The sequence below is a fragment of the Larkinella knui genome, from assembly GCF_003858645.1.
In the GTDB taxonomy this organism is placed as follows: Bacteria; Bacteroidota; Bacteroidia; order Cytophagales; family Spirosomataceae; genus Larkinella; species Larkinella knui.
This window is the reverse complement of sequence record NZ_RQJP01000001.1, coordinates 1,601,679-1,624,705: the sequence shown is the minus strand read 5'-3', so window position 1 is coordinate 1,624,705 and position 23,027 is coordinate 1,601,679. Positions and strand designations below refer to the sequence as shown.

The window sequence follows — 23,027 nt, the reverse complement described above, 5'->3', positions numbered from 1 at the left end:
GCGCGTTTTTATTTCGTGCGTCAGCTACCGTAAACCCAAAACCGTAAACCGTAAACTTATTTTGTTTTTGCGGCCACTTTAACGGCTTCTTTGATGCGGTGATAGGTTCCGCAACGGCACAGATTACCGGACATGGTGGCTTCGATTTCGGCATCGGTTGGCTTGGGTTTGCGTTTGAGCAGGGCAGCCGCGGTCATGATTTGGCCGGCCTGGCAATAGCCGCACTGGGCTACATCGACCTCATCCCAGGCTTTTTGCACCGGATGGTCGCCATTTTTGGACAACCCTTCGATCGTTGTAACTTTGGAGGTGCCGATGGCAGAAACCGGCAATGTGCAGGAACGGGTCGCTTCGCCATTCAGGTGGACGGTACAGGCCCCGCATTGGGCAATACCGCAGCCGTATTTGGTGCCCACCAGCCCCAGATTGTCGCGCAAAACCCAGAGCAGGGGCGTATCGGCTTCGGCTTCGGTCTGGTAGCTTTTGCCGTTGATTTGCAGTTTAAACAAAGCCATAGTGAAGAAGTGAGTTTGGAATGGCAGCTAAATTACAAAAAATATACACTTTCGTGCAGGTTAAATCCGATTAATGCGGGCTTGTGACTGCTAATTAGTGCACTGCTTATGGATCAGTTTCTGGTGAAACGCACGTCGGCTTCAGACCCGGATTTTCTTGATTTGATTCGGGAACTGGATGCCGACCTATGGAAGCGGTATCAGCCGTATCAGGCAAAGTACGATGCGTTTAATAAAGTCGATGACTCGGCGCGGGTCGTCATTGTTTTTCAGGCGGATCAGCCGGCTGGCTGTGGTTGTTACCGGCCCATATCCGAACCGGATTGCGTGGAAATCAAACGCATGTTTGTCAAACCGGCTGGTCGGGGCCGGGGATTGGCCACCCGGATTTTGCGGGAACTGGAAATCTGGGCGGCTGAAGAAGGGTACAAAACCGCCCGGCTGGAAACCGGTATCAAACAACCGGAAGCCCTGGCTTTGTACGAAAAAGCCGGTTACCATCACATTGAAAAGTACGGCCCCTATGTTGGTTTAAACACCAGTATTTGCCTGGAAAAAAGTCTGTCGTAACTGATATTGTAAGGGAATTATCCCAATTTTTATCCTGTAAAATTTCAGAATTTATAGCGGTAGTAATGATCGGGATTACCCGTTTTTCTGAACGAAGCTGTCGTTGAAAAATGAATTCAGTCTGAAAGTCATGGCGATACAATCGGCGGCTATCGGTAGAATAAGCGTTCGATTTTTTTCTGAATACTTTGTTTTTCTGATTCTGTTTTAGCCAGGTCGTACGCTTTTTGAAAATTCTGTTTAGCCTTCAATTGATCACAATTGCTGTAAAGTTCTCCCAGCAATACATAATAAAAATGATTGTTTTCCAGTTTGAGTTTCTCCGCTTCAACTAACGCGGTCTCGTATCCGTTCGCCTTGTATAAAGCAAATGTGCGGTTTAGTGCAACGCTCGGGGAATAATTGATCAGCAGCAGTTGGTTATATACCTGCAAGATGGCCTCCCATTTTTCGTTGGTATCCTCTTTAATACAATGCCAGGAAGCAATTCGGGCTTCCAGATGATACGAACTGATTTCGTCGCCCTGAGCCGATAAATCTAGAAAAAACCGACCCTGGCGGATTAAAGCGGTATCCCATAGCGCTTCGTTTTGTTGTTCGTAGAGGATCAAAGCGCCGTCGCTGGACTGCCGAGCATCAAACCGGGAGGCATGAAAACACATCAAGGCCAGCAACGCATTGGTTTTAGGCCGATTCGTGCGTTCATACTCCGTCAGCATAATGCCCAGTCTCAACGCTTCGATGCAAAGGTCTTTTCGTAAAATCTGATTTTGGGTTTTGGAATAATACCCTTCACTAAAAAGCAGATAGATGATGTGTAAAACGTTATCAAGCCGATTCACAATTTCGTTTTCGGTGGGCAATTCCATGCGGACTTTTTCCGCCCGCAATTTTTCTTTTGCCCGGAACAGACGTTTATTAATCGCTTCTTTATTGGATAAAAAAGCCTCCGCAATTTCATCGATGCCAAAACCGCAGAGAATGCGCAGGGCTAATCCAATTTGCGCTTCACTCGCAATGGCAGGATTACAAATGGCAAAAAGCATTTGCAGCTGGCTGTCTTTTATGTTTTCCTGCGAAAAGTTCACGTCCCCGGCTTCATAGATGGACTCCTGCCTGGATGTATATTCACGTCGGATCTTTTCATTAAATAATTTATTTCTCCTGAAATGATAGAGCGTTTTCTGCTTTGCTACGGCATATAACCAGGCCGCCGGATTGTCCGGTATTCCTTTACTTTCCCAAGATTCGGTAGCCAGTAAAAACGTTTCGCTCACAATGTCTTCTGCTATTTCGATATGCTGTAAGCCAAACAGTTTGCTGATTACCGCAACCATTTTTGCGAATTCCTGCTGGAAAAGTTGTTTTAAAAAGTCGTGCTCCTCTGTCATACACACCAGCGGAACTCACTTTCATCAGTGAGTTCCGCTTTAAGAAGGGTTATGGATACACCGGTCGTATTTCAACACTGCCATTGGCGTCGAGCGCCGGGCAGCCGTGCGCCAGGGTCGTGGCATCTTCCAAACTGTCGGCTTTGACCATAATAAAACTACCCAGCCTTTCCCGGATTTCAACAAAGGGGCCGTCGGTCACAACGCCCCCGGCTTTCAGAACCTTGCCCTCGGGCGCAAGCCGGGCACCGTTGCTGATGAATTTTCCCTGGGCTGCGATGCCGCCAACCCAGTCGGCCCATTTTTTACCAAGGGCCTTCATCTCTTCTTTTGACGCGTTGCTGTAGTCATAGCTCGGTTGCCGGAACAGTAACATGAAGTCTTTCATTCGTGATTTTTTGGTTCATAAGTGAATGAAGTTACCTGTTTTTCCTTTTACTACCGCTAATTGGCCTGAACCGCGTAGGCACCGGGCTGGTAGGCACCCGCCGTCGTACGGAAGGCGACATTGATGCGATTGTAACCGTTGATCGTGATGACGGCCATCGTTAGATCGATCACGTCTTCTTCGGAGAATTGCGTACGCGCCTGTTCGTAAATGTCATCCGGAACGTGGCCTTCCGTAAGGTTGGTGATGGCTTCGGCCCAGGCGAGAGCGGCCCGTTCGCGATCGGTGTAAAAAGGCGATTCCCGCCACGCATCCAGCAAATACAAACGCTGTTCGGTTTCGCCCGCAGCCCGCAGATCTTTTGAGTGCATATCCAGGCAACAGGCGCAGCCATTGATTTGCGAAACCCTAAAATAAAGTAAATTGAGCAGCGGTTTTTCGAGGGAGGATTTTGCCAGATACCCCCCCAAACCGTACATCGCCTTCAGAGCACTTTGCCCATTTTCGTGCACATTGATTCTCTGTTGCATGGTATTTTTGATGAAAATAAAAATGAATGATCGATTTACACCCCAATAATGGGTGAGATTCCGGAAATTGGACATCTTTGAAAAAAAATGTCAGCCATTTTTATTTCGGTTATAGAGTATACGAAAAGTCAACTGAAAACCGAACCATCGACCACACGACAATTGAAATGGAAGTACCGGTTTATTCAAAACGAGCGGGCCTTTTTCGCAATCCGGCGGTTCGGCGCGAACTCCGGCAGCTCGACCCGGAGCGGGATTACCAGCGGATGGTGCAACTGCTGGTAGGCTATGAATTTCCGTTCGACATCACGCGGGCGCTCGAACTGGCCTTGTTTCATACCTACGCCAGTCCGCGCACCTCGGCGCTTTTAATGCGCACGGGGGAGTTTGAGAAACACGGTCAGAAGCGGTACGACGATACCGGTATTCTGATTGCGTGGTTTATGCAGTACGGCCTCAATACCGAAACCGGGCTGCGGGCGATTACGCACATGAACCGCCTGCACGGTTTTTACAGCATTCCGAACGAGGACTTTCTGCTGGTGCTTTCGACCTTCATTTTTTACCCCATCAACTGGATCAACCGCTACGGCTGGCGGAAACTGACAACCGCCGAAGAACGGGCGTTCTTTCTGTTTTTCCGGGAAGTGGGGCAGCGGATGAACCTGACGGACATTCCCGAAACCATCGAAGACCTGAAGGCTTTTACGGATGCGTATGAAGCCGAGCATTTCCGGTATGCCGACAGCAACCGCCAGGTTGCCGATTCGACGGTGCGGATTGTGGAAGGCTGGTTTCCAAAACCGCTGCGGTTTGCCGTCAAGCCGGTTTTTTCGGCCCTCATCAACGACAAACTCCGCGAAGCGTTCGGCTACCGTCGGCCGGCGGCCTGGTTCTGTAATCTGCTCGAAGGGTCGTTCTGGCTCCGCAAGTGGCCGTTGCGCTGGATTACCTTCAAACCGTATCCGATGCTGGTGGAAAATACCGTCCATCGCTCGTATAAAAACGGACTGCCTGCCATTGAAGAATTGGGGCCAACGAAACTCCTTGCGAAAGAACAGCGACAGCGCAAGTAGACGGGCTCGGATTTATTCTTCCTACTGATGTCACCTTAACGTTTTGGACCGATGGCGTATTTAAATGAAAAATTGTTTCGCAGAGTTAAGCGGAGATTAAGGGAGTTGAGCGAATACTCTCTGAGTAACTCTGCTATTCTCCGCTTAGCTCTGCGATATAGCCTCTTCGCACTCCTCTTCCACCCGGCTTTTGCCCAGAAGAACGACCCGAAAAAAGAGGAATGGATCAAGCTTTTCAACGGCAAAGACCTGACGGGCTGGGATATTAAAATTGCCGGTGAAGACCTCAACGCCAACTATAAAAATACGTTTCGGGCCGAAAACGGCATGTTGCGGATCATGTACGACCAGTATAAGACCTTCGACAACAAATACGGCCACATTTACTACAAAGAGCCTTTTTCGTACTACATTCTCAAATTTGACTACCGGTTTCTGGGCGATCAGGTACCGGGGGGTGCCAACTGGAATGTGCGCAACAGCGGGGTCATGATTCATTCGCAGTCGGCCAGGAGCCTGACCAAAGACCAGGATTTCCCGATTTCGCTGGAGATTCAGACGCTGGGCGGTTTGGGCAAAGGGGTGCGGCATACGGCCAATCTGTGTACGCCCGGAACCATCGTTGAAATGGGAGGGAAGGTGATCCCGGATCACTGCATCGACTCGCAGTCGAAAACTTACGACGGCGATCAGTGGGTCCGTGTGACGGCCGTGGTGCTGGGTGGCGAAATCATTCACCACATCATCGAGGGCGACACGGTTTTGACGTACGAAAAGCCGAAGATTGGCGGTGGGTACATCAGCAAGCAGAACGATTTTGCCTCCGGTCACGTGGGGAACCCCGACTACTGGCTCAAAAAAGACAACACCCTCCTAACCGAAGGCTATATCGCCCTGCAAAGTGAAAGCCACGCCATCGACTTCCGGAACATTGAGGTCCTGAATCTGAAGGGTTGCATGAATCCCAAAGCGTCCAATTACAAGGCGTATTACCGGGTGGCGGATAATTCGAAGTGTACGTTTAAAAAGTAAGTTGTAGGGTGTAGCTGAGTGTCTGGCAGACATAGGCTTCCGGGAGACGAAGCAAGTCGAATTGCCGCGTTATTTTGCGGATTACTATAAGCGTATTCCAATTACGGATACAAGCGATTTAGTCGGAAGTCACACATTAAAACGTACGGTTCTTTTCCGCCCACAGCGGCTTTATAAATTACTACACCAGGTCGATTAGGATCAGGTACTAAGTAGCGGATTTTCCTCCTATTTCCTCCAATAAAAACGTCCATACACGGGCAGAGAGTGATGCGGTTTGTATCGATTCTACGCACGTTGGTAAGGCCGGAAGTGCTGTAAACTGCCTGTTTTTTGAAATTCTGCCGCGCCCTTTTTCGGGCGCGATCATTCATTTTTACGCTATTTTTATGCTTTTGATTACCTGAGCAATCGGTGTTTGGCTGAAAACTTTTGGCAGAGAAAACAGCTATATATTTTGTACTTTTCTGATGCATAATCCGAATTATGAAACCATTTTTTTACTTCCGGCCTGTACGGCCCGCGTCGGGATTGGTAGGGTGAATACCTGCAAAAAGCCATTTGAAGGCTTATAAGCAGCATTTGGCTGGGAAAAGAGTTACCTATAGAGCTGATCTAGAAATATATAAATAAGAAACGTATTAAATTCCAACGGCGCGGTATTCGCTGAAAATGAGGGGCGGTTTTAGTGAAATTAGTAAAGAATTATAAAGCAGATAACCGATTGAAAAATAAGAATGGATTCACAAGTTAAATAATCATATATTGCTGCGCTAACGCGTTTTTATACAGACTTTCCCATGTCGCTCTTGCCAGTGCCTCCCCAAAAAGGCCAGATTGAACAATTGATTGACGGTTTAAGTCATCTTCCAACCTATAGCATTGGCCGGAAGACGGATAATGACATGGTCATACCGAATGGAAAAGTGAGCGGTGAACATGCCCGTTTAATTCAGTGTACGGCGACCCATTTTGTGCTTGAAGACCTGGTTAGTAAAAATGGTACGTTCGTAAATGACATGCGGATTACGCGGAAGATTGTCGACAAGCAGGACAAAATACGACTAGCCGACACCGAATATACACTTGACGAACTGCTTGATCTCTTGCCTGGTAAGTCGGCCAAAGCGGTTGAAGCCAACCCGGTCGCTCCTGCGGTTGCCGCCCAAAAAGCGGAAAAACCTACCCTGGACTTTCGTGCTGAATTTGCCGAACTGAAGCCGGTTTATGAACAGTATCCGAAACTCCGGCGGGATTGCCGGAATCGCGAAAAAATGATCCGGACGGGCAGCATCATTCTGTCGTCTGTGGTGGGCATCAGTGCCGTATTGACAACGGGGGGCGGGGGCTTGCCGTTCCTCCAGATCATGTCGGGAGCCGGGTTGAGCATGTTGATCCCGACCTTGTGCTCGACGCTCCTGTCGACGGACGAAAAACTGGAACTCATCGATCAGGAATACCGGGAGCGGTATCGGTGCCCCAACCCGGCTTGCCGGGATCCGTTTGGTACGCGGGAGTGGGAGCTTCTGGCCCAGCAGAAAACTTGCCGACGTTGTCAGGCTGTCTGGGTCAGCTAAAAAAATTTCGTCTTTTTCACTCACCTTTTGCGGGTTACTCCGATAAACTGACAACATCGCTCACTTTTACGTATTTCAACCCCTATGGCACCCTTTTCTGACCAGACTGACCTTCATACGGACGCATTTCCGTTAGCCCAATCAACCACACCAGCCAAAGCGGGTTCGGATACCAATAAAAAGAAAATGGTGGGAATCACCGCAGCGGCCATGCTGTTAGGCGGGGCTGCCTGGGCGGTCAAACAAAAGATTGATGCACATGAAACCGGGCCGGGTTCTTCAAATGATGAGGCCGCTATTCCAACAAATTCACCGGTTACCGAATTGCCTGCCGACATCGACGTGGCGGGAAAAGTGACGGATCGCATGTCCTTCGATGAAGCTTTTGCTGCGGCCCGTCAGGAAGTCGGTATGGGTGGCGTTTTTGGCTGGCAGGGGCACTGGTACAATACTTTTGAGAAAGAAGAATGGAGCAGTCTGTCGCTGGAGCAACGGCAGGAATACACCGAACAGATTACCGGAGAGCAACTTCCGGTAAAACCTTATGGCCCGACTTCTGCGCCGGCACCCAACACCCAACCCGCCCCTGAGCCAACCCTGATTGAAGGTTCCCTGAACGGTCAGCGGGTGATGGGCCTCGATTTCGATCACGATGGCATCATCGACACGCTGGTGCTGGACGGTGCTGATGGCAAAACCTATCGCGTTGTGGATGCAACGGGTGATGCAGGTCTGGATACGGTTTATCAATATGATTCCCTGGATGGTGAACTAACGGGCCTGGTTCGTCTGGAACAGCCGATTATTCTTACCAACGACGACTTTAGCAACTACCTGGAGAGCACGATGTCCCAGGAAGTGGTCGATTCGATTCTTGAGCCGGATGCGGCAACCCCGGAACCCGTAACCGGCGATGGTGAGGGACCCGATGATACCGGGGATGACGACACCAGCTATATCGCCGATGCCTATCAACCGGATGACGATACGTATATCAACAACGGCGATGTGCGCGACCTGGATGAGTAATGGGTATGAATGGATTTAAAACAACGCTGATCGCCTGTCAGCACTGTGGTCGGCGAATTATGGTTCGGGCCGCCGATGCCGCACGCGGATCCATCACCTGCTCGCACGTTGGGTGTGGCGCGGTGAACAGTCTGCAGTCGGCTTTTCAGTACGATGAGGCTATCGTGCAGGGTCTCCCCGAATTTGGAAAATTGACGTATCTGAACAAACCGGAAATTACCTACCCGTTGCAATTTGGCCCGAATGTGATCGGCACCGGTGATTCGTGCACGGTACAGGTTGAACGGTTTGTCCACAACGGTCGCTGTTTCATCAGCCGCCGGCACGGCACACTGACCGTTACGTTCGACAAGTGGAGTGGGCGGTTGCGCTACCAGCTTCAGGACGGAGCGCTGGATGAGTCCCGCCAGCACCTGCAGCCGAGTCTCAACGGGACCTTACTGAACGGGATTCCCTTGCAGAAGATGGAGCTTATCGACGTTGAAAATGAAGGTGTTATAACCCTGGGTGGCGCGGATCGTTTCCGTCTGGCTCATTTTTCAATTCCTGCGGCCATGCTGACGACCTATAAAGTTGACCTGGCCTTTAACCCCGACCGAACCGAGTAACATATGCATATCCAGCCCAATTTGCCCTTTGCGTTTTCGCACATTGGCCAGCGAACAATCAATCAGGATACCGTATATCCCGATGAAAATAAGGCCGATGAACAAACGCAGTTATTCCTGGTTTGCGACGGAATGGGCGGAGCGGACAAAGGCGAAATAGCCAGTCAATTGCTGTGTCATGGCATTGCCGATTACGCGGCCTCGATGGGCTATCCGGTTTTTGATATCGTGCATTTGCAGGCGGCTCTCGATCAGGTTTATGAGGCTTATCAGGACTATCTAAACCAGCATCCGCTCGTGAATCGCATGGGATCGACGCTCACCCTGCTGCAATTTCACCACCACGGAGCGACCGTAGCGCACCTTGGCGATAGCCGGATTTACCAGCTTCGGGATGGAAAAATTATCTTCCGGACGAAAGACCACAAGCAGGTGAACGACATGGTGGACGCCGGTATCATTACCGCCGTGCAGGCGCTGACCCACCCCTGGCGAAACCGGCTCAGCCGGGCGGTAGTCATCAATGCCGGGGACAAGCTGGAGCAAGCGGCCCGTTCCGTACCGGATTGTATCGAACTGACGGATGTTCAGGCCGGTGATTACTTTTTTATGTGTACGGATGGTGTCCTGGAGCAGATCGATGCATATGCGCTGGAAACCATTCTGTCGGGCAACATGCCTGATGAGGCCAAAGTAGCCTCGCTGGTGGCGCTCTGCAGTGGACAGACAAAAGATAATTATTCCGGCTATTTGATTGGTATTAAACAGGTAACCCAAACGGCTGACCGACATTCGTCCATTGTTACTTCCTAAGTTTTATGACAACGTGTTGGCTGTTGTGTTTGAGCCTCTGGCTGAGTTACGGACCTGCTGCTGCGGGTCAAACCTACGCCGTTGTAGTCGGCATTTCCGATTATCAGGCCCTTTCTTACGCAACGGGCGATTTGCGGTTTGCGGATCGGGACGCCCGGCAGGTAGTTCAATTCCTGCAAAGCAAACCGGGTGGTCAGGTGGCGGCTTCCCGCATTCGGCTGTTGACCAACCGGCAGGCCACCTGGGCTAACATTCAGCGGGCTCTGACGCTGTTTCGGGAGGCTCACGCGGGTGACCGCGTAATTCTCTATTTTTCGGGCCACGGCTTGCCGGATAGCTTCGTGCCGTATGATGTGGTGCCCGGCAGTCAACAGAAACTGCTGACGCATCGCCTGATCAAAACCGCTTTTCATGATTCCAAAGCCACCACCAAATTGTGTATTGCCGACGCCTGCCTGTCGGGAAGCATGACCCGCCCATCCCGGCAGCGAACCGTGGCGCAGTCCATGACCAGTGATGGCGGCAAAGGAAATAATGTGGCGATGATCCTCGCCAGCCGGTCGACGCAGTCTGCGATCGAAAGCCGCCGGTTAGCGGGCGGGGCCTTTACGTATTATTTGCTACAAGGACTCAACGGACGGGCCGATTTTGATCATGACAAAATCGTAACCATCCGTGAATTGCACCGGTATGTGTCTCCGCAGGTTCGGCAGACGACCCGGGGAAAACAGGCACCGGTTTTTTATGGCCGTTTTTCAGATACGCTGGCTTTATCGTATCTTTGAAGACGAGCTGTACTGAGTAAAATATACTAGGTAATGTAATCGAAACCTATGGCCCCAACGTTTACTTCGTTTCAGGAATTTAAACGACGTTACCCCATTCGCCCCAACGACAAAGAGTCGCTGTTGGGGAGTGGTTCGTATGGCCGTGTTATTAAAGTGGAAGACCAGCTGGAGACCGAATGGGTGGCGATTAAGGTCAGTGAATTTAAAGGAAACGATACCAAATCGCTGAAGGCCGAAGTGAATCTGGCCCAGCGTGTGCCCCGGCAGGCCAATATTGCCCGTTACGACGCTTGTTACCGGCTTGAAACCGACACGAGCATCAGCGATTTTGCCATTATGAAATACTACCCGGATGGCAACCTGGCCGACCTGCTCAAACGGGAAACCCTGTCTTCGGCCCAACTCTACGAAATCACGCAGGGCATTCTGCTGGGTTTGCAACACCTGCACCGGCACCGGATTGTTCACCGCGATTTCAAGCCCGCCAACATTCTGATCTCGCGCGATAATGCCGGACGGTTTGTGCCCAAAATTGCGGATTTTGGCCTAAGTAAATTGGTGACTGACGAAGAACTCGACAGCTCTGATTTCGACCTGAGCGACGGCCGGGGGACGCCATCCTACAAAGCGCCGGAGCAAATAGAAGGCAGTAAAGTCAGCTTTAACCTCGACTTGTGGGCCTTTGGCATTATCTTATATGAAATGCTGACGGGCGAAAAACCGTTCAAGGCCGACCTTAGAAATACCAGCGAACAATCTGCCCGGCGCGAAATTGAGAAGAAAATCATCACGGTGGAATTACCCGCCCGATTGAACGAGATCGGTGAGCCCTACCGGTCGATGATCCAGCGCTGTCTGGTTCGTGATATTCATGAGCGGGTTCGGAAAGAGGAGGAGTTGCTGGATTTACTGGACCGGATTCCGCAACTTCTGGACGAGGCCAGCCGACTGGTTGAGCAGCAGGATTATGAACAGGCTCTTTTACGTTACGAGCAAATTCTGGCCAAACGGGAAGGTCATGCCGAAGCCGAAAAAGGAGCCAATCGGTGTAAAGCAATCCTGGAGCAGCACTACGTGACTCGTTTACTAACCGAGGCTGATGGGTTTGTTGAACAGCAGCAGTTTGAAGAGGCTAAAAACCGCTACGAGCGCGTATTACAATTCAAACCGACTCAGAAAATTGCCATTGCAGGGTTGGCGTTGTGCATCGAAGGGCTTCGGCCCCGGCTGGTGGAGGCTGAAACCGAAGCAACCGACGCCTATCCGCAGGACCATACCGACGTGTATGTGGAACCGTCAGCGCCCACTGTTGCCGCCGTCGCGCCGAAACCGGAACCGGAACCAGTCAGTGAGGCAATACCGGTGCGAAATACCTTTAAACCGTCTGTGTCCGGTAAAACACTCGATCAATTTGCTATTTATCAATACGTTATCAATTTGCCCAGCCATTCTTTCTCCTGGCGTATTGTCACATCGGTGGCGCTCGGTATTGGCGGCATTGCGTTGTACATCAATTTAAGAGGTCCGGCAAAAACGGCAGATACGTTAATACCAACACCGGGTGCGGGCTCTTCTGTCGAAATGAAACCGAATACGGAACCCCTTAAACCCAAGGTCGGAGAAACGAAAGAGGCTTTGAAAAAACGGATTGACATTGCGCTCAGTAAAGCCCGAAAAGCGTATCGTCGGCAGGGATACGAAGAGGCCGTTGTACTGACCAGCAGTGCCTTACTGCTTGACCCTACCCGCAAGGATGTGGCCGCTCTGCATACGGCTGCCACTGCGGAATTTGAAAAGAGAAAGCTGGAAAATGGCGGAAAAGTAGCCATCCCGGACCCCGCTACAGCCGGTACGTCAACCACCCCAGCAGAGGCAGAAAAGCCCGCTGCCGAACCCGTAGTTGACCCCAAAGAAAAGCTCCTGAAAGAAAAGCAGGTGCAGCAGGATGCGTATGATCAATTGATCGATGACGGCATGAAAGTTATTAAAAACAGCAACGACAAGGCAAAAGCCATTACCATGTTCAGCAAGGCGCTGGCGCTGGCGAAAGAGAATGACTTAAATACCGCCCGAGCAGAGGAAGCCTACAGTTCCTACCTGGCAAAAGCCAATAAAATCTTCGCTACGGATGAGTTTGAAGGCGCAAAAGCGTGGTACCAGGTTGCCCAGGCGCTGAAAGACACGGACGAAGTTCGACGGAAAATCAAACAATGCACCAACCAGTAATCCAATGCTATGCGTAAAATTCCACACCAATTTATTTTAAGCCTGCTGTTCTTATTCGTTTTGGCGCCCTCCGTGCAGGTAGTGGGCCGAACCGGAACCGTGGTCGTCGATGACGAGTATGACCGGTACAAAAAAAGAGGGGATGACTTCTTTAAGGAGGGAAAGTATTTCGACGCCCGCCGGCAATACCAGAACTGCCTCGAAGTTCCCGGTTTTGAAAATGATGCCTATGCGAAGAAACGGATCGAAGAAAGCACCACCGGTCTGGAACTCCGCCAGAAAGTTGAGGAGAGCGTGCGCCAGGGCAACAGCCAGGCCGTGGTTGACCTGCTCTACCAGCTCTTGAATCTGAATCCCGACGATGCCCTTACCAAAAACCAGTTTGCCGACCATTACGAGCGCCAGGCCAATCTGCTCTTTAACAAGAAAGAATACCGGGATGCCCGCAATAATTATTTGGCCGCGATCCAGTTCGCCAATGCAACCAAAAAGGAAACGCTGCTGATTCAGGTCCGGATTATCGACGAGATTCTGCGCCCTAAATACCCGAAACGAATGGGTTTGAAGATCGGGACCGGTGTGGTTGCCGTTGGAGCCGGCGCCGTGGCCCTGTTGCTGCGGAGTGATTACCAAACCAAACTCAGCGCGCTGAACCGGATCAGTGAGTCGGCCGACCCGACCGGTACGGGGATCATCGCCAACCCGGATACCTACCGCCAGTATGACGATGCTTACAAGGCGGCTGAAGCGGCCAAAAACAGGAACAGCTTGTTTAAAGCCTGCCTGGGCGTGGCTGCCGTGGCCACCATCGCCGAAGTTTATTGGCTGGTACACAAGCCCAAACCCCGCAAAACGGCCTGGAACTGGCAACCCGCTTCGGAATCGTGGGGGCTGGCGGTTCGTTATTCATTCTGACATTTTTCCCCACAAGGTGCTCTTTCCACATATCTATGAAATCATTATCTACTAATATACTGCGCGTTTCGTTGGTTTGCCTGCTGGGTGTAATTTTACTGGGCTGCGAAAAATGGGAATTGCCGTCGCGCAAAACGAAGCGAAATTGCGTGAAACCGGCGGGTAGCCTGGAAGCGCAGATTCAGCAGAAAAAAGTTGATTTTTCAATCGCGAACAGCTCGGGTACAATTGATAAAATAACCTGGGATTTCGGAAACGGCAGTTCGACCGTGACGACCGGTTTAACGGTTAGTTATACGTATCCGGCGTCCGGCAGTTTTTCCGTCAAGGCCACGCTGTCGAATACGTGCAACGAGGAGACTGTTCTTTTGCGGACGGTAACGGTGGCCGATGCCGCCCTGCCGACGGTTAGCCTACAACCCGCTTCTGAACTGTCTGTCAACGCAGCTACCTTCGGAATGACCGTGACCTCGACGGGCAACGCCAACCTGACCAGCTATGGAATCGTCTATTCCAGCACGAATCCAGTGCCGGAGCGGGGAAAACCCGATGCTACCACTCTTTACAAGGATGAGTCAATAGCCCTCAATACGCCGGTTTCGTTCAATTTGACCAATCTTCAACCGAACACGCTTTATTACATTCGCAGTTTTGCGGTCAATCTGGCCGGGGCGGGGTATAGCTCGCCGGTGCAGACCTTTCGGACGGGGTCGAAACCTTCACTCAGCAATATGGGCGCGACGCCCGGGGTTACAACCGGCAACGTCAATTTTGTCGTGACCAATACCGGCAGCCCGGCCGCGATCGAATACGGTATTTGCTATTCCGCCAGTAACCCAAACCCGGAAATCAATAACAACTCAAATTCCGTTAAGGTAGCCAATCCGGCCCTGGGCACCAATACCGTGGTTGCCTTGCTGGATCTAACGCCCAATACCAAGTACTACTACCGGGCTTATGCTAAATTACCGTCGGGAGAAATCGTTTACAGCACCACCGATTCGTTCACCACGCAGGTCGATACACTGGCGCAGGATTTGATTGCCTCCGTTTCGTTTACCGACGGATCAAAATTGGATGTGAGCGGGAATAATAACCACGTCATTCTGGTCGACAACCCCACATTTGTTACCGACCGCAAGGGAAAGGCGAATTCGGCGATTCAACTGGATGGTCAGAATGATTATTTCTTTATGGCCGAAAACAGTACGTTACGCCCGGCTTCGCTTTCGATCAGCATCTGGATTAAGCCCATAACGGTAGACCGGTGGATGCAGATTTATAACAAGTCCCGCTTCAGTGATGGGGCCAATGAAATGTATAGCTCCTTGATTCGCCCCAATGTGGGAGCCGCCGGCATTGTAATCAATACGGACATTAAGCAGAACAGCAACTGCCAGGGCGGGTTGGGCTGGCAAACCTTTACGTTCACCAGCGGCCTGCAACTGAACACCTGGCACCACGTCGTGATGACCTACAGTGGCCGTTCGGCCCGGATGTATTTTGATAACGTTTTGCTGTATACTACTGAAAATCTGCCGAAAAACACCATTGACGAATGCATTGGTGGTGACTTGAAATTTGGTGCGCAGGCGCTCAATATTCCCAATTACTTTTATGGTTCGATGGATGACATCCGGATCTACAAACGGGCGCTGACGCCCAGCGAGGTTCAAACCTTGTATAACCAATAACCGGCGCTACTGAATCTTCCTGATTACGCGTTGCGCCAGCGACTGAAAAGGGTGAGCCTGGTCCGAACTGATTCGTTTCAGAAGGGGCAGGGCTCGCTCTTTCTGGTTATTCTTGACATAGGCCAGGGCCAAAAACCACTCCGTTTTCTGATGCAACTCGGGCAAGGCGGTCTGCCGGGCCTTGTCCAGCAGCGGAATGGCCTCGGTTGGTTGCCTGTTGGCCAAATAGCTCAGTCCCAACAGATAATTCTTGTAGTGAATCGTTTGTTTATCGGCGGGCAGGGTTTTTAATTGCCCGATGACCCGATCGTAGTTTCCGGCTTTATAATTTTTGAAAGCCTCAAAGAATGTCGTCCGCGTTTGCGTCGAAACATGCTCGGACGGGAAATTTTTCATCACCTCGTCATTGTCCGTAAACGTTTCGGTATAGGCTAGATCGGCCTGACGACTGGCGGTTTGCTGATAGGCATAATAGCCCACGCCCAACACCACCACCACCGAAGCGGCCGCGGCCCAATACCGCAAACCGTTCAGCGGCAGCACCCGGGCCGCTGGTTTTGTGGCCGCCCCATCGGCCAGGGCATTTTCTTTGTACTGCGTTTTGGCCCGTTCGAGTGCCCGCTGAATACCAACGGCTTGCAGGCCTAACCGCATCTCGCGCTGGCGATCAACCGCTGACCGGAGTTCGTCCTCGGCCTGCAGGTCACGCTCGAACGAGAGCCGGTCGGTCTCGGAGAGTTCATGGTTCAGATAGGCCTCTATTAATTCAAATTGTGCTTGTGTCAATTTCATACTCGTTGTTGCTTAGCGGTTTGATGGTAAAAAACCTTTCAACTTTTCAGCGCATTGATACCGTTTTGATTTAACCGACTCTTCCTTCATTCCGAGCCGTTCCGCAATTTCCCGCAGCGGAATTTCATCCACATAAAACCATTCCAGGACCTTCCGGCAATCTTCCTTGAGTTGCTGAAGGGCCTGCTGAACCGTTTTAACGACATCCAGCCGCTCCAGATCGTTGACCACATCCGCCGAATCCGCCGTATCGATGTGGTCAGGCATGGGGCCGTGATTACGCATCCGGGCCGATTTTAATTCGGTGAGCCACACCCGTTTGCAATACTCGAAGGCCACGGTTGTGATCCGGGCGCTCTCCTGAAGTTGATACTTCCCGGTTTCGATATTGAGCAGAAAATTCATCAGACCTTTTTGAAAAGCGTCTTCGGCGTCCATTTCAGAACCGCTGTTCGTCAGGATCCAATGCCGGAACCTCGGAAAGACGTCGGCATATAAAAACTGATAAGCCCGCTCATCGCGCCGGCTCAGGGCCTCGTAAAATTCGTGATCAGTTTTGTAAATAAGTAACGGTCGGGATGCCATAAGACAGGGGTGTGGACAAAGCTAAAACCGGGTAAACTACCTTTTTTGCATTCGTTACCTCGTCATTAATAGGAGACACGGGCCAAAGGTGATCGGCCACTGAGCCAATTTTAATGCTATTTCCTGAAAAAGTGTATATAAAAAAAAGGTCATACCACCATTTACCTTGTCAAGTCGATCCCGATCAACATCTGAAGGTAGGTGAACTAACTGGCTAAAGCCGGATCAATCAATACGCTATTAGCCACCCGATTTAGGTTTAATGCAGTTCTGTTTGATTCGAAGTGTTCGAGATACGGGAAGCCAATGGTGTTTTTTTGTTGGTTCCAGGCACGTTTCGAAAGAAATAAAAGCCGGGCGGTAGGCTGTTCGGCAACAGCCTTTTACTCCGCCCGCCAACAAAACCTTATTACTCACTCTTCAACACGTTCGCCGGATTGCTCCGGGCCGCTTTCAACGTTTGTGAGCCAATCATAAAAAAGGCAATGAGCATAATTACCACCACACTCAGCAGTAATTCACTCATCCCGATGGGATGATGATAAACAAATTTCGTCAGAACCACCTGGTCGAAGAACAGGTAAGTAACCGGCAAGGCAATCAGGGTGGCGATCACGAGCAGAAACAGGAATCCTTTACTGAGCATGAAAATCAGGCCGACCTCGCTGGCACCCAGTACTTTACGGATGCTGATTTCTTTCAGCCGGGTTTCAGTCGTAAACACCACCATGCCAAACAGACCCATCGACGCGATGCAGATGGCCAGGAAGGTGATGAAACCGATGACCTTCACCATGACCTCAAATTGGCGGTATGCCTCTTCAATCTGCTCGTCGTAGAAGGCAGCATTCAGCGGATGGACCTTGTCAAATTTCCGCCAGACGGCTTCGATGCTGGCCAAAGCCGCCGGGTAATCTTCGGATTTAATGCCCACATTCAGGTAACCACCGGGCTCTTCGGCAGAATACCGGAAAACGGTCGGCTCAATTTTATGATCCATCGTTCCGTAGTGAAAATCTTTCAAAACTCCCACGATCGTCAACGGCTTCTTATCCACAATTACCTGTTTACCAATCGCTTCGGCCGGGTTGCCGGTGGTAATCCGGAAGCGTTTCAGCAGCTGTTCGTTCACAATGACTTCCGTTTCGTTGCCGCTGGTCGGGCGGTTTTTAAAATTGGTACCGGCTATCAAGTGATGCCGGTGGAGCGGAAGATAGTTTTCATCGACAAAATTGAGCCAGACATTAGCCGAATCCGGCGTCCCTTTCGCCTGATACTTCAGGTTGGTACCATAGAGACTGCCCAGGCTCGTGATCATTCGGGACGTGGCGATCTGGCGCACCGCCGGAATTTCGGCCAGTTCCTTTTTCAACAAATTACTTTTGTTGCCCTGCATCCGGATGTTCAGGATATTTTCGGTGGTAAATCCGAGATCGAACGAAAGAAACCCCCGGTATTGCCGGTAGCCGATCAGGGTGGTCGAAATAAAGATCAGCGAAAAGGTATATTGGATGACGAGTAAGGCTTTACGCATGCTGACATGCCGAAATACCTTAATCGAAGAGGCATCCTTTAACACCTGAATCGCTTTGATGCGGGCAAAAAACAGCGCGGGAACAAACCCGGCAGTGAGACCAACCACCACGGCCAAAATAAAAAAGTAGAGGAAAAGTTGCGGTGATAATTCGAGCGAAACAAGCCCTTCCTGGGGAATAAGGGCCAGAAACTGAGTTCGCAGGACCAAAAAAAGAGGAAACGAAAGCACCAGCGCCAGCAGGGAAATAATCACCGATTCGGCTAAAAACTGTCCCAGAACGTGGCCTTTGAGCGCACCGACGATTTTGCGAACGCCCACCTCACGCGAGCGTCGCATCGAGCGGGCGATCGACAGGTTGGTATAATTAAAACAGGCCGACACGATCACGACGAGGGCCAGTCCAATCAATACCCAGGCCACGGGCTTGGGTATATTGACACCAATCTCGTTGGACAAACGCTCTCCAAAGACAATTTTATCCATTGGCTGGAGCGAAAGGGTAATTTTCTGGTGCTCAAGCCGGGTATTTTCGGCGGCACTCAGTTTGTCAAGGCCAGCCTGAATGCCTTTCAGATTGGCGTTTTCGGGGAGCGTCAGATATACGTAGTTTTGATAGATGTTGCTCCAGTCCATCACACCACCGTCGGAATCGGCTTTTTGGCCGAGCATCGACACCAGCGAAATCAGGGCTTCAAACCGAATGTGCGACAGTTTGGGCAGGTCTTTTAAAACACCGGTAACCGTGTAATTGAGTGTGTCGAAGCGGACGGTTTTTCCCAGTGCTTCAGCCTCCCCGAACAACTTCCGGGCGGTTTTTTCGGTAATCACCAGCGAATACGGTTCTTTCAGGGCCGTAGCCGGATCGCCTTTGAGCATCGGGAACGTAAATACCTTGAAAAACGACGGATCCGCCCACGTAGCCTCAAGGGGAACGATGGTTTCGTCGCTGACTTTCGCATCGCTGTAAAACCCGCGCCGAATCAGTGTTACGTCTTCAACGCCCGCAATCGTTTCCTGGATCTTGTAGCCGGCTTTCAGCGAAGTGGACGCAAAATTCATCACGGTTTTGTCGTCCGACTCGGTGTGGGTCAGCAGCCGGTAGGTGCGGTTTTTCTTTTCATGAAACCGATCGTACGAAAACAGGTCGGACAGAAATGCCACCACCAGCAAACCCACCGACATGCTGACGGCCAGCCCGATGATGTTGATGGCGGAGAACAATTTGTTGCGCACCAGACTGCGCCGTGACGTTTTGAAATAGCTGCCGAGCATGAGCCAATGGATGAGTAAGTTGAGGAATTCGGGTTTACGGACGGTATAAGGTCTGAAAAATTTCAGGGCATCGAGCACGTAAATCAAGCGGGCGCGCCGGGCTCCTTTGGTTTTCAGATTGCGCTCGAAATATTCATTGAGGTCACCTTCCAGGTCTTCGAGCAGGTCGGGGCGGCAATACCAATGGAGCAGATTCCGGGCCCAGCGGGGCGGTTCAGGCGGTTTGTTGGCGGACGTTTTCATACGGAACCCTCCAGGTTGAAGCCGGGAATAATCCGCCAGAGCGCTTCGCGAACCTCTTTAGAGCGTGTCAGGGCGACTTTTCCCGCGTGCGTCACCTCGTAATACCGCTTGCGCTTGCCACCCCGCGCCTGGGTGGCTTCGCCCATCCGGCTTTTGACCAAGCCCTTCTCTTCCAGGCGGTTCAATACCGCATGCACGACGCCCAGCTTGGCAGCCCGGCCGGTGTATTTTTCCAGTTCGTCACAAATTGCTACACTATAAGCATCATTGATGAGCGCTGCAATGGTCAGCAGCACCAGCTCTTCAAATTCGCCCAGATTGGTCCCTTTCACAGGCTTGGTGGCTTAACGGGTTTCGTAATTAATTCACCAAATGTATGTAAAATGGGTTTATTAATTCATGAAATGTATGTAAAATATTTTTACGACCTGTCCGTCCTTATCCCGTTCCGAATGGTAACGAACTTAATTGACGCCTTCGTTGAGCTTCGCGTTTTGCCCCGCCAGAATTCGCCAGTCCCCATCCTTGTTGGTCAAGACGATCGTTCGTCGAAAACGGAAGGTCTGGCCGGGATAGCGTTCATCACCGCTTAAATCTGTACGAACATGCACTAAGGCCATATCCGGTTTGATCAGCGTTATATCCTCAATGGAGCGGGTCGTAAAATGAGTGGTCTTAAAATAGGTACTGTGCGTGGTTTGATAGTGCTGCTCAATTTCGGCCCGGCCCTTGTAATAGGCACCAAACCAGTTGACCCAGGTTGCATCGGTATGGTATTGTTCCGCTAAAGCTTTGGCATCGTGGCGGTTCCAGGCCTCTTCATATTTCTTAATGACTGATTGGATCGCTTCCTGAGCTGGATTTTGGGTGCTCTGCTGGGCACGAATGGCGTACGGGAGGAGGGATAACAGGGCGATTGCTGCTAGATGACGTTTTTTCATACCCGGAATGTAGGTTTGTAGGGTCACAAGGTAGGCTTCAATGCATAAACACAGACCTGTTTTTTATTCAATGGTAGACCGTCGTAAATCTGACTTCTAAAAGGTGTTTCAGTCTAGGGGTAAAGAGAAGCTGGAAAAATTGATCGATACCGCCAAAAAAAAGCCAACGCCGTTTAATTGCGTTGGCTTAATAAAGATTTCTGGTTGAATCGTCGCCTAATTCTGCTCACTTATTTCCAGAACCACGCTGGTCCTGCGGGCATCTACGACAGGATTAAAACCAACCGTCATCAGATAATCGCCCGAATAAACGGCCTGATTGCGGTTGATGGGCGAATTGTCACCCGGCATGGTATTCACTTCCTGAATCTTGTATTTTTTGCCGGGGTTGAGGCCTTTCAATGGAATCGGTGCCATACTGCCTTCTCGATACCGGTTTCCGACCAGGTAACTGAACCACACGGCTTTGTCCTGCTTTTCACTGACGTACAGCAAGGAAGCCATATCGTTGGTTTGGGGAGAAATCAGGCGGAACAAATCACCCTGCCAGATCACGTCTTTCACCCGGCTGTAGGTTTGAAGCGCCTGCTGACTAAAAGCCAGTTCCTTCTCGTCCAGCTTGCTCACAACGATGTCATACCCCAGTTTCCCCATCATGGCAACATCCGTGCGGAATTTGATGGGTTGTTTGCCCCAGTCGGTAATGTGGTTACACATTGCGATAGCCGGAAAAAAATACGAGTAATTCCATTGAATAAAGATGCGCTCCAGCCCATCGGTATTGTCGCTCGGCCAGAACTCGGTAAAGTAGTTGAGGGCACCGTAGTCGACCCGGCCACCACCACCCGAGCAGAGCATCAGCGGCAAGGTGGGGTATTTGGCCCGCAGGCGCTCCAGTACTTTATACAGCCCCTGCACATACTCGACGTACAGGTGCGTGGGATTGGGGTTCGTTGCTGAAAAGGCGTTGTAAATCACCGCGTTACAATCCCACTTGATATATCCCAAGGTCGGGTTTTTTGTCAGAATACCGTCTACTACGCCGTAAACGAATTCCTGGACCTTCGGATTGGATAAATCCAGTACCAGCTGATTCCGGAAATAATACTCGGCGCGGTTCGGTAGTTTGATCACCCAGTCCGGATGCTTTTCGTACAACTCACTTTTCGGACTGACCATTTCCGGCTCCAGCCAGATCCCGAATTTGATGCCCGCCTTCTCGGCTTCTTTCACCAGATAACCCAGGCCGTGCGGAAGCTTCTGTTTGTTTTCCTGCCAGTCACCCAGACCGGTATGGTCGTCGTTGCGGGGGTATTTATTCGCGAACCATCCATCATCTAACAGGAATAAGTCGACGCCCAGTTTTTTGCCGTCTTTGAACAAGGTCGTCAGTTTTTCTTCATTAAAGTCAAAATACGTGGCCTCCCAGTTGTTTAACAGTGTTAACCGGTTGCCTTCCCCCTGCGGAATGCGGAATTTGCGGGCCCAGCGGTGCAAATTCCGGCTTGCTTGACCCTTGCCCGAATTTGAATACGTGAACAAAAAAGCCGGGGTTACAAACTCCTTGTCCGGGGCTAGCATATACTCCGAAGCGTAGGGGTTGATGCCGGCAATAAGCCGTAAATTCTGGAGGGGATCGACTTCAAACTGAATCTGATAATTGCCCGACCAGGCCAGCGTTCCGGCAATCACCTCACCGGTTTCTTCTTCGGCCGGTTTGTTCAACGAAAGAAGAAAGGAGGGGGGCTGGAACAAATCGGCGCGCGTTCCGAGCTTGGAATCAAGTACTTTTAATCCGGCGGTCAATTGAATTTCCTGAGGATTCATCTCCCGCGCCCAGTCGCCGTGGAAATGGGTCAGGTAATAGTTTTTGGCCGGAACATACAGATTGGCCGACGCGTATTTCTGCAAACGAACGGTTTTTTTCTCCGTATGACGAATACTGGACCATTGTTCGATCACATCTTCGTTCTGGTAGGCCTTGTAAAACAGCTTGACCTCAAAAGGATACTGGGGATCTTTAAGAAAAACCGTTGTCAAAACAACGCCATCGGCCACCGTTTTCGTCTCGTGCCGGACGTATTTTAGATCGGAAGAAGGATTGCCGTCTGCGTGAGCCACTTGCAGGGCCGGTTCGAGCAAATTACGTGAACCAGCCGGTGTGTAAGCCGAATTGTAGAGATTGGTATAATCTTCACCGCGTTTATTATTGTCTGACAAAAGGCCATATTCGGCGGAATTTTGCAGCCGTTTCCCCAGGTGAACCACCGTTGGATCGCCCTCCTTATTGACCCGGATAACGAGGGCCGTTCGTTGGGTTTCAATGGCAATTTGGGTGTTGCCGGGCGCAGTAGGGCGTGCAACGGCATTCAGGGAAAATAAGGCAAGGAATAAAAAAAAGTTTCTCATGATAGCGAACGGTAAAGGTTGCAAAGCTAACAAAAAGAAACTTTATGGGTGGCAATCAAAACCATGACTTTCGCGGGTTGCCGACCTTTAGAAAGC

21 protein-coding genes are annotated in these 23,027 nt (G+C 50.8%); 11 read left to right on the top strand and 10 right to left on the bottom strand.

What is annotated here, in order from left to right:
- Nucleotides 1-56: 56 nt before the first annotated feature.
- Nucleotides 57-515 (bottom strand): (2Fe-2S)-binding protein, encoded by a 459-nt coding sequence (locus tag EHT87_RS06640; protein WP_124905048.1) that lies wholly within the window; start codon nt 513-515, stop codon nt 57-59.
- Nucleotides 516-623: 108 nt separating this feature from the next.
- On the opposite strand from EHT87_RS06640, the gene EHT87_RS06635 reads away from it, so the two are divergent.
- Entirely contained in the window at nt 624-1,085 is a 462-nt protein-coding gene (locus EHT87_RS06635) for a GNAT family N-acetyltransferase (protein WP_229320876.1), read from the top strand.
- A 149-nt stretch (nt 1,086-1,234) separates the two neighbouring features.
- Here the strand turns inward: EHT87_RS06635 and EHT87_RS06630 are convergent, their stop codons facing one another.
- The 3 genes from EHT87_RS06630 to EHT87_RS06620 are packed head-to-tail and all read right to left on the bottom strand — an operon-like array spanning nt 1,235 to nt 3,394.
- Nucleotides 1,235-2,476, bottom strand: coding sequence for an RNA polymerase sigma factor (locus tag EHT87_RS06630; RefSeq protein WP_124905046.1), 1,242 nt, complete (start codon nt 2,474-2,476; stop codon nt 1,235-1,237).
- A 49-nt stretch (nt 2,477-2,525) separates the two neighbouring features.
- A complete protein-coding gene (locus EHT87_RS06625; protein ID WP_124905044.1) occupies nt 2,526-2,864 on the bottom strand; it encodes a YciI family protein in 339 nt (112 codons plus the stop codon).
- 56 nt (nt 2,865-2,920) lie between these two features.
- A complete protein-coding gene (locus EHT87_RS06620; protein ID WP_124905042.1) occupies nt 2,921-3,394 on the bottom strand; it encodes a carboxymuconolactone decarboxylase family protein in 474 nt (157 codons plus the stop codon).
- Nucleotides 3,395-3,471: 77 nt separating this feature from the next.
- Here EHT87_RS06620 and EHT87_RS06615 point away from each other — a divergent pair, with 77 nt between their 5' ends.
- From EHT87_RS06615 to EHT87_RS06570, 10 genes are all read left to right on the top strand, one after another.
- A complete protein-coding gene (locus tag EHT87_RS06615) occupies nt 3,472-4,470 on the top strand; it encodes an oxygenase MpaB family protein (protein ID WP_310587516.1) in 999 nt (332 codons plus the stop codon).
- A gap of 105 nt (nt 4,471-4,575) precedes the next feature.
- A complete protein-coding gene (locus EHT87_RS06610; protein WP_374756020.1) occupies nt 4,576-5,502 on the top strand; it encodes a 3-keto-disaccharide hydrolase in 927 nt (308 codons plus the stop codon).
- A gap of 800 nt (nt 5,503-6,302) precedes the next feature.
- Nucleotides 6,303-7,079, top strand: coding sequence for an FHA domain-containing protein (locus EHT87_RS06605; RefSeq protein WP_124905038.1), 777 nt, complete (start codon nt 6,303-6,305; stop codon nt 7,077-7,079).
- An 84-nt stretch (nt 7,080-7,163) separates the two neighbouring features.
- Nucleotides 7,164-8,108, top strand: coding sequence for a hypothetical protein (locus EHT87_RS06600; protein WP_124905036.1), 945 nt, complete (start codon nt 7,164-7,166; stop codon nt 8,106-8,108).
- Between the two features lie 5 nt (nt 8,109-8,113).
- The gene (locus EHT87_RS06595; protein WP_124905034.1) at nt 8,114-8,716 is read left to right on the top strand and encodes an FHA domain-containing protein; all 603 of its coding nucleotides are present in this window, start codon (nt 8,114-8,116) and stop codon (nt 8,714-8,716) included.
- A 3-nt stretch (nt 8,717-8,719) separates the two neighbouring features.
- Nucleotides 8,720-9,529 (top strand): PP2C family protein-serine/threonine phosphatase, encoded by an 810-nt coding sequence (locus EHT87_RS06590; RefSeq protein WP_124905032.1) that lies wholly within the window; start codon nt 8,720-8,722, stop codon nt 9,527-9,529.
- 5 nt (nt 9,530-9,534) lie between these two features.
- The gene (locus tag EHT87_RS06585) at nt 9,535-10,314 is read left to right on the top strand and encodes a caspase family protein (RefSeq protein ID WP_124905030.1); all 780 of its coding nucleotides are present in this window, start codon (nt 9,535-9,537) and stop codon (nt 10,312-10,314) included.
- Nucleotides 10,315-10,362: 48 nt separating this feature from the next.
- Nucleotides 10,363-12,543: a serine/threonine-protein kinase gene (locus tag EHT87_RS06580; RefSeq protein WP_124905028.1), complete on the top strand. Its 2,181-nt coding sequence runs from the start codon at nt 10,363-10,365 to the stop codon at nt 12,541-12,543.
- 9 nt (nt 12,544-12,552) lie between these two features.
- Nucleotides 12,553-13,458: a hypothetical protein gene (locus tag EHT87_RS06575; RefSeq protein ID WP_124905026.1), complete on the top strand. Its 906-nt coding sequence runs from the start codon at nt 12,553-12,555 to the stop codon at nt 13,456-13,458.
- Nucleotides 13,459-13,493: 35 nt separating this feature from the next.
- A complete protein-coding gene (locus tag EHT87_RS06570; RefSeq protein WP_124905024.1) occupies nt 13,494-15,152 on the top strand; it encodes a LamG-like jellyroll fold domain-containing protein in 1,659 nt (552 codons plus the stop codon).
- Between the two features lie 6 nt (nt 15,153-15,158).
- On the opposite strand, the gene EHT87_RS06565 is transcribed toward EHT87_RS06570, so the two are convergent.
- The 6 genes from EHT87_RS06565 to EHT87_RS06540 form a co-directional block, all read right to left on the bottom strand.
- Entirely contained in the window at nt 15,159-15,944 is a 786-nt protein-coding gene (locus EHT87_RS06565) for an anti-sigma factor (RefSeq protein ID WP_124905022.1), read from the bottom strand.
- A gap of 12 nt (nt 15,945-15,956) precedes the next feature.
- A complete protein-coding gene (locus EHT87_RS06560) occupies nt 15,957-16,529 on the bottom strand; it encodes an RNA polymerase sigma factor (RefSeq protein WP_124905020.1) in 573 nt (190 codons plus the stop codon).
- Nucleotides 16,530-16,938: 409 nt separating this feature from the next.
- Nucleotides 16,939-19,581, bottom strand: coding sequence for an ABC transporter permease (locus EHT87_RS06555; protein WP_221621983.1), 2,643 nt, complete (start codon nt 19,579-19,581; stop codon nt 16,939-16,941).
- A complete protein-coding gene (locus tag EHT87_RS06550) occupies nt 19,578-19,913 on the bottom strand; it encodes a PadR family transcriptional regulator (RefSeq protein WP_124905019.1) in 336 nt (111 codons plus the stop codon). Before EHT87_RS06550 ends, EHT87_RS06555 begins: the two co-directional genes overlap by 4 nt.
- Nucleotides 19,914-20,045: 132 nt before the next feature.
- Nucleotides 20,046-20,522 carry a YybH family protein gene (locus EHT87_RS06545; RefSeq protein WP_124905018.1) on the bottom strand — a complete coding sequence of 159 codons (477 nt, stop codon included), beginning with the start codon at nt 20,520-20,522 and terminating at the stop codon, nt 20,046-20,048.
- A 216-nt stretch (nt 20,523-20,738) separates the two neighbouring features.
- Complete coding sequence (locus EHT87_RS06540) at nt 20,739-22,931, bottom strand: alpha-galactosidase (protein ID WP_124905017.1); 2,193 nt, start codon at nt 22,929-22,931, stop codon at nt 20,739-20,741.
- Between the last annotated feature and the right edge of the window lie 96 nt (nt 22,932-23,027).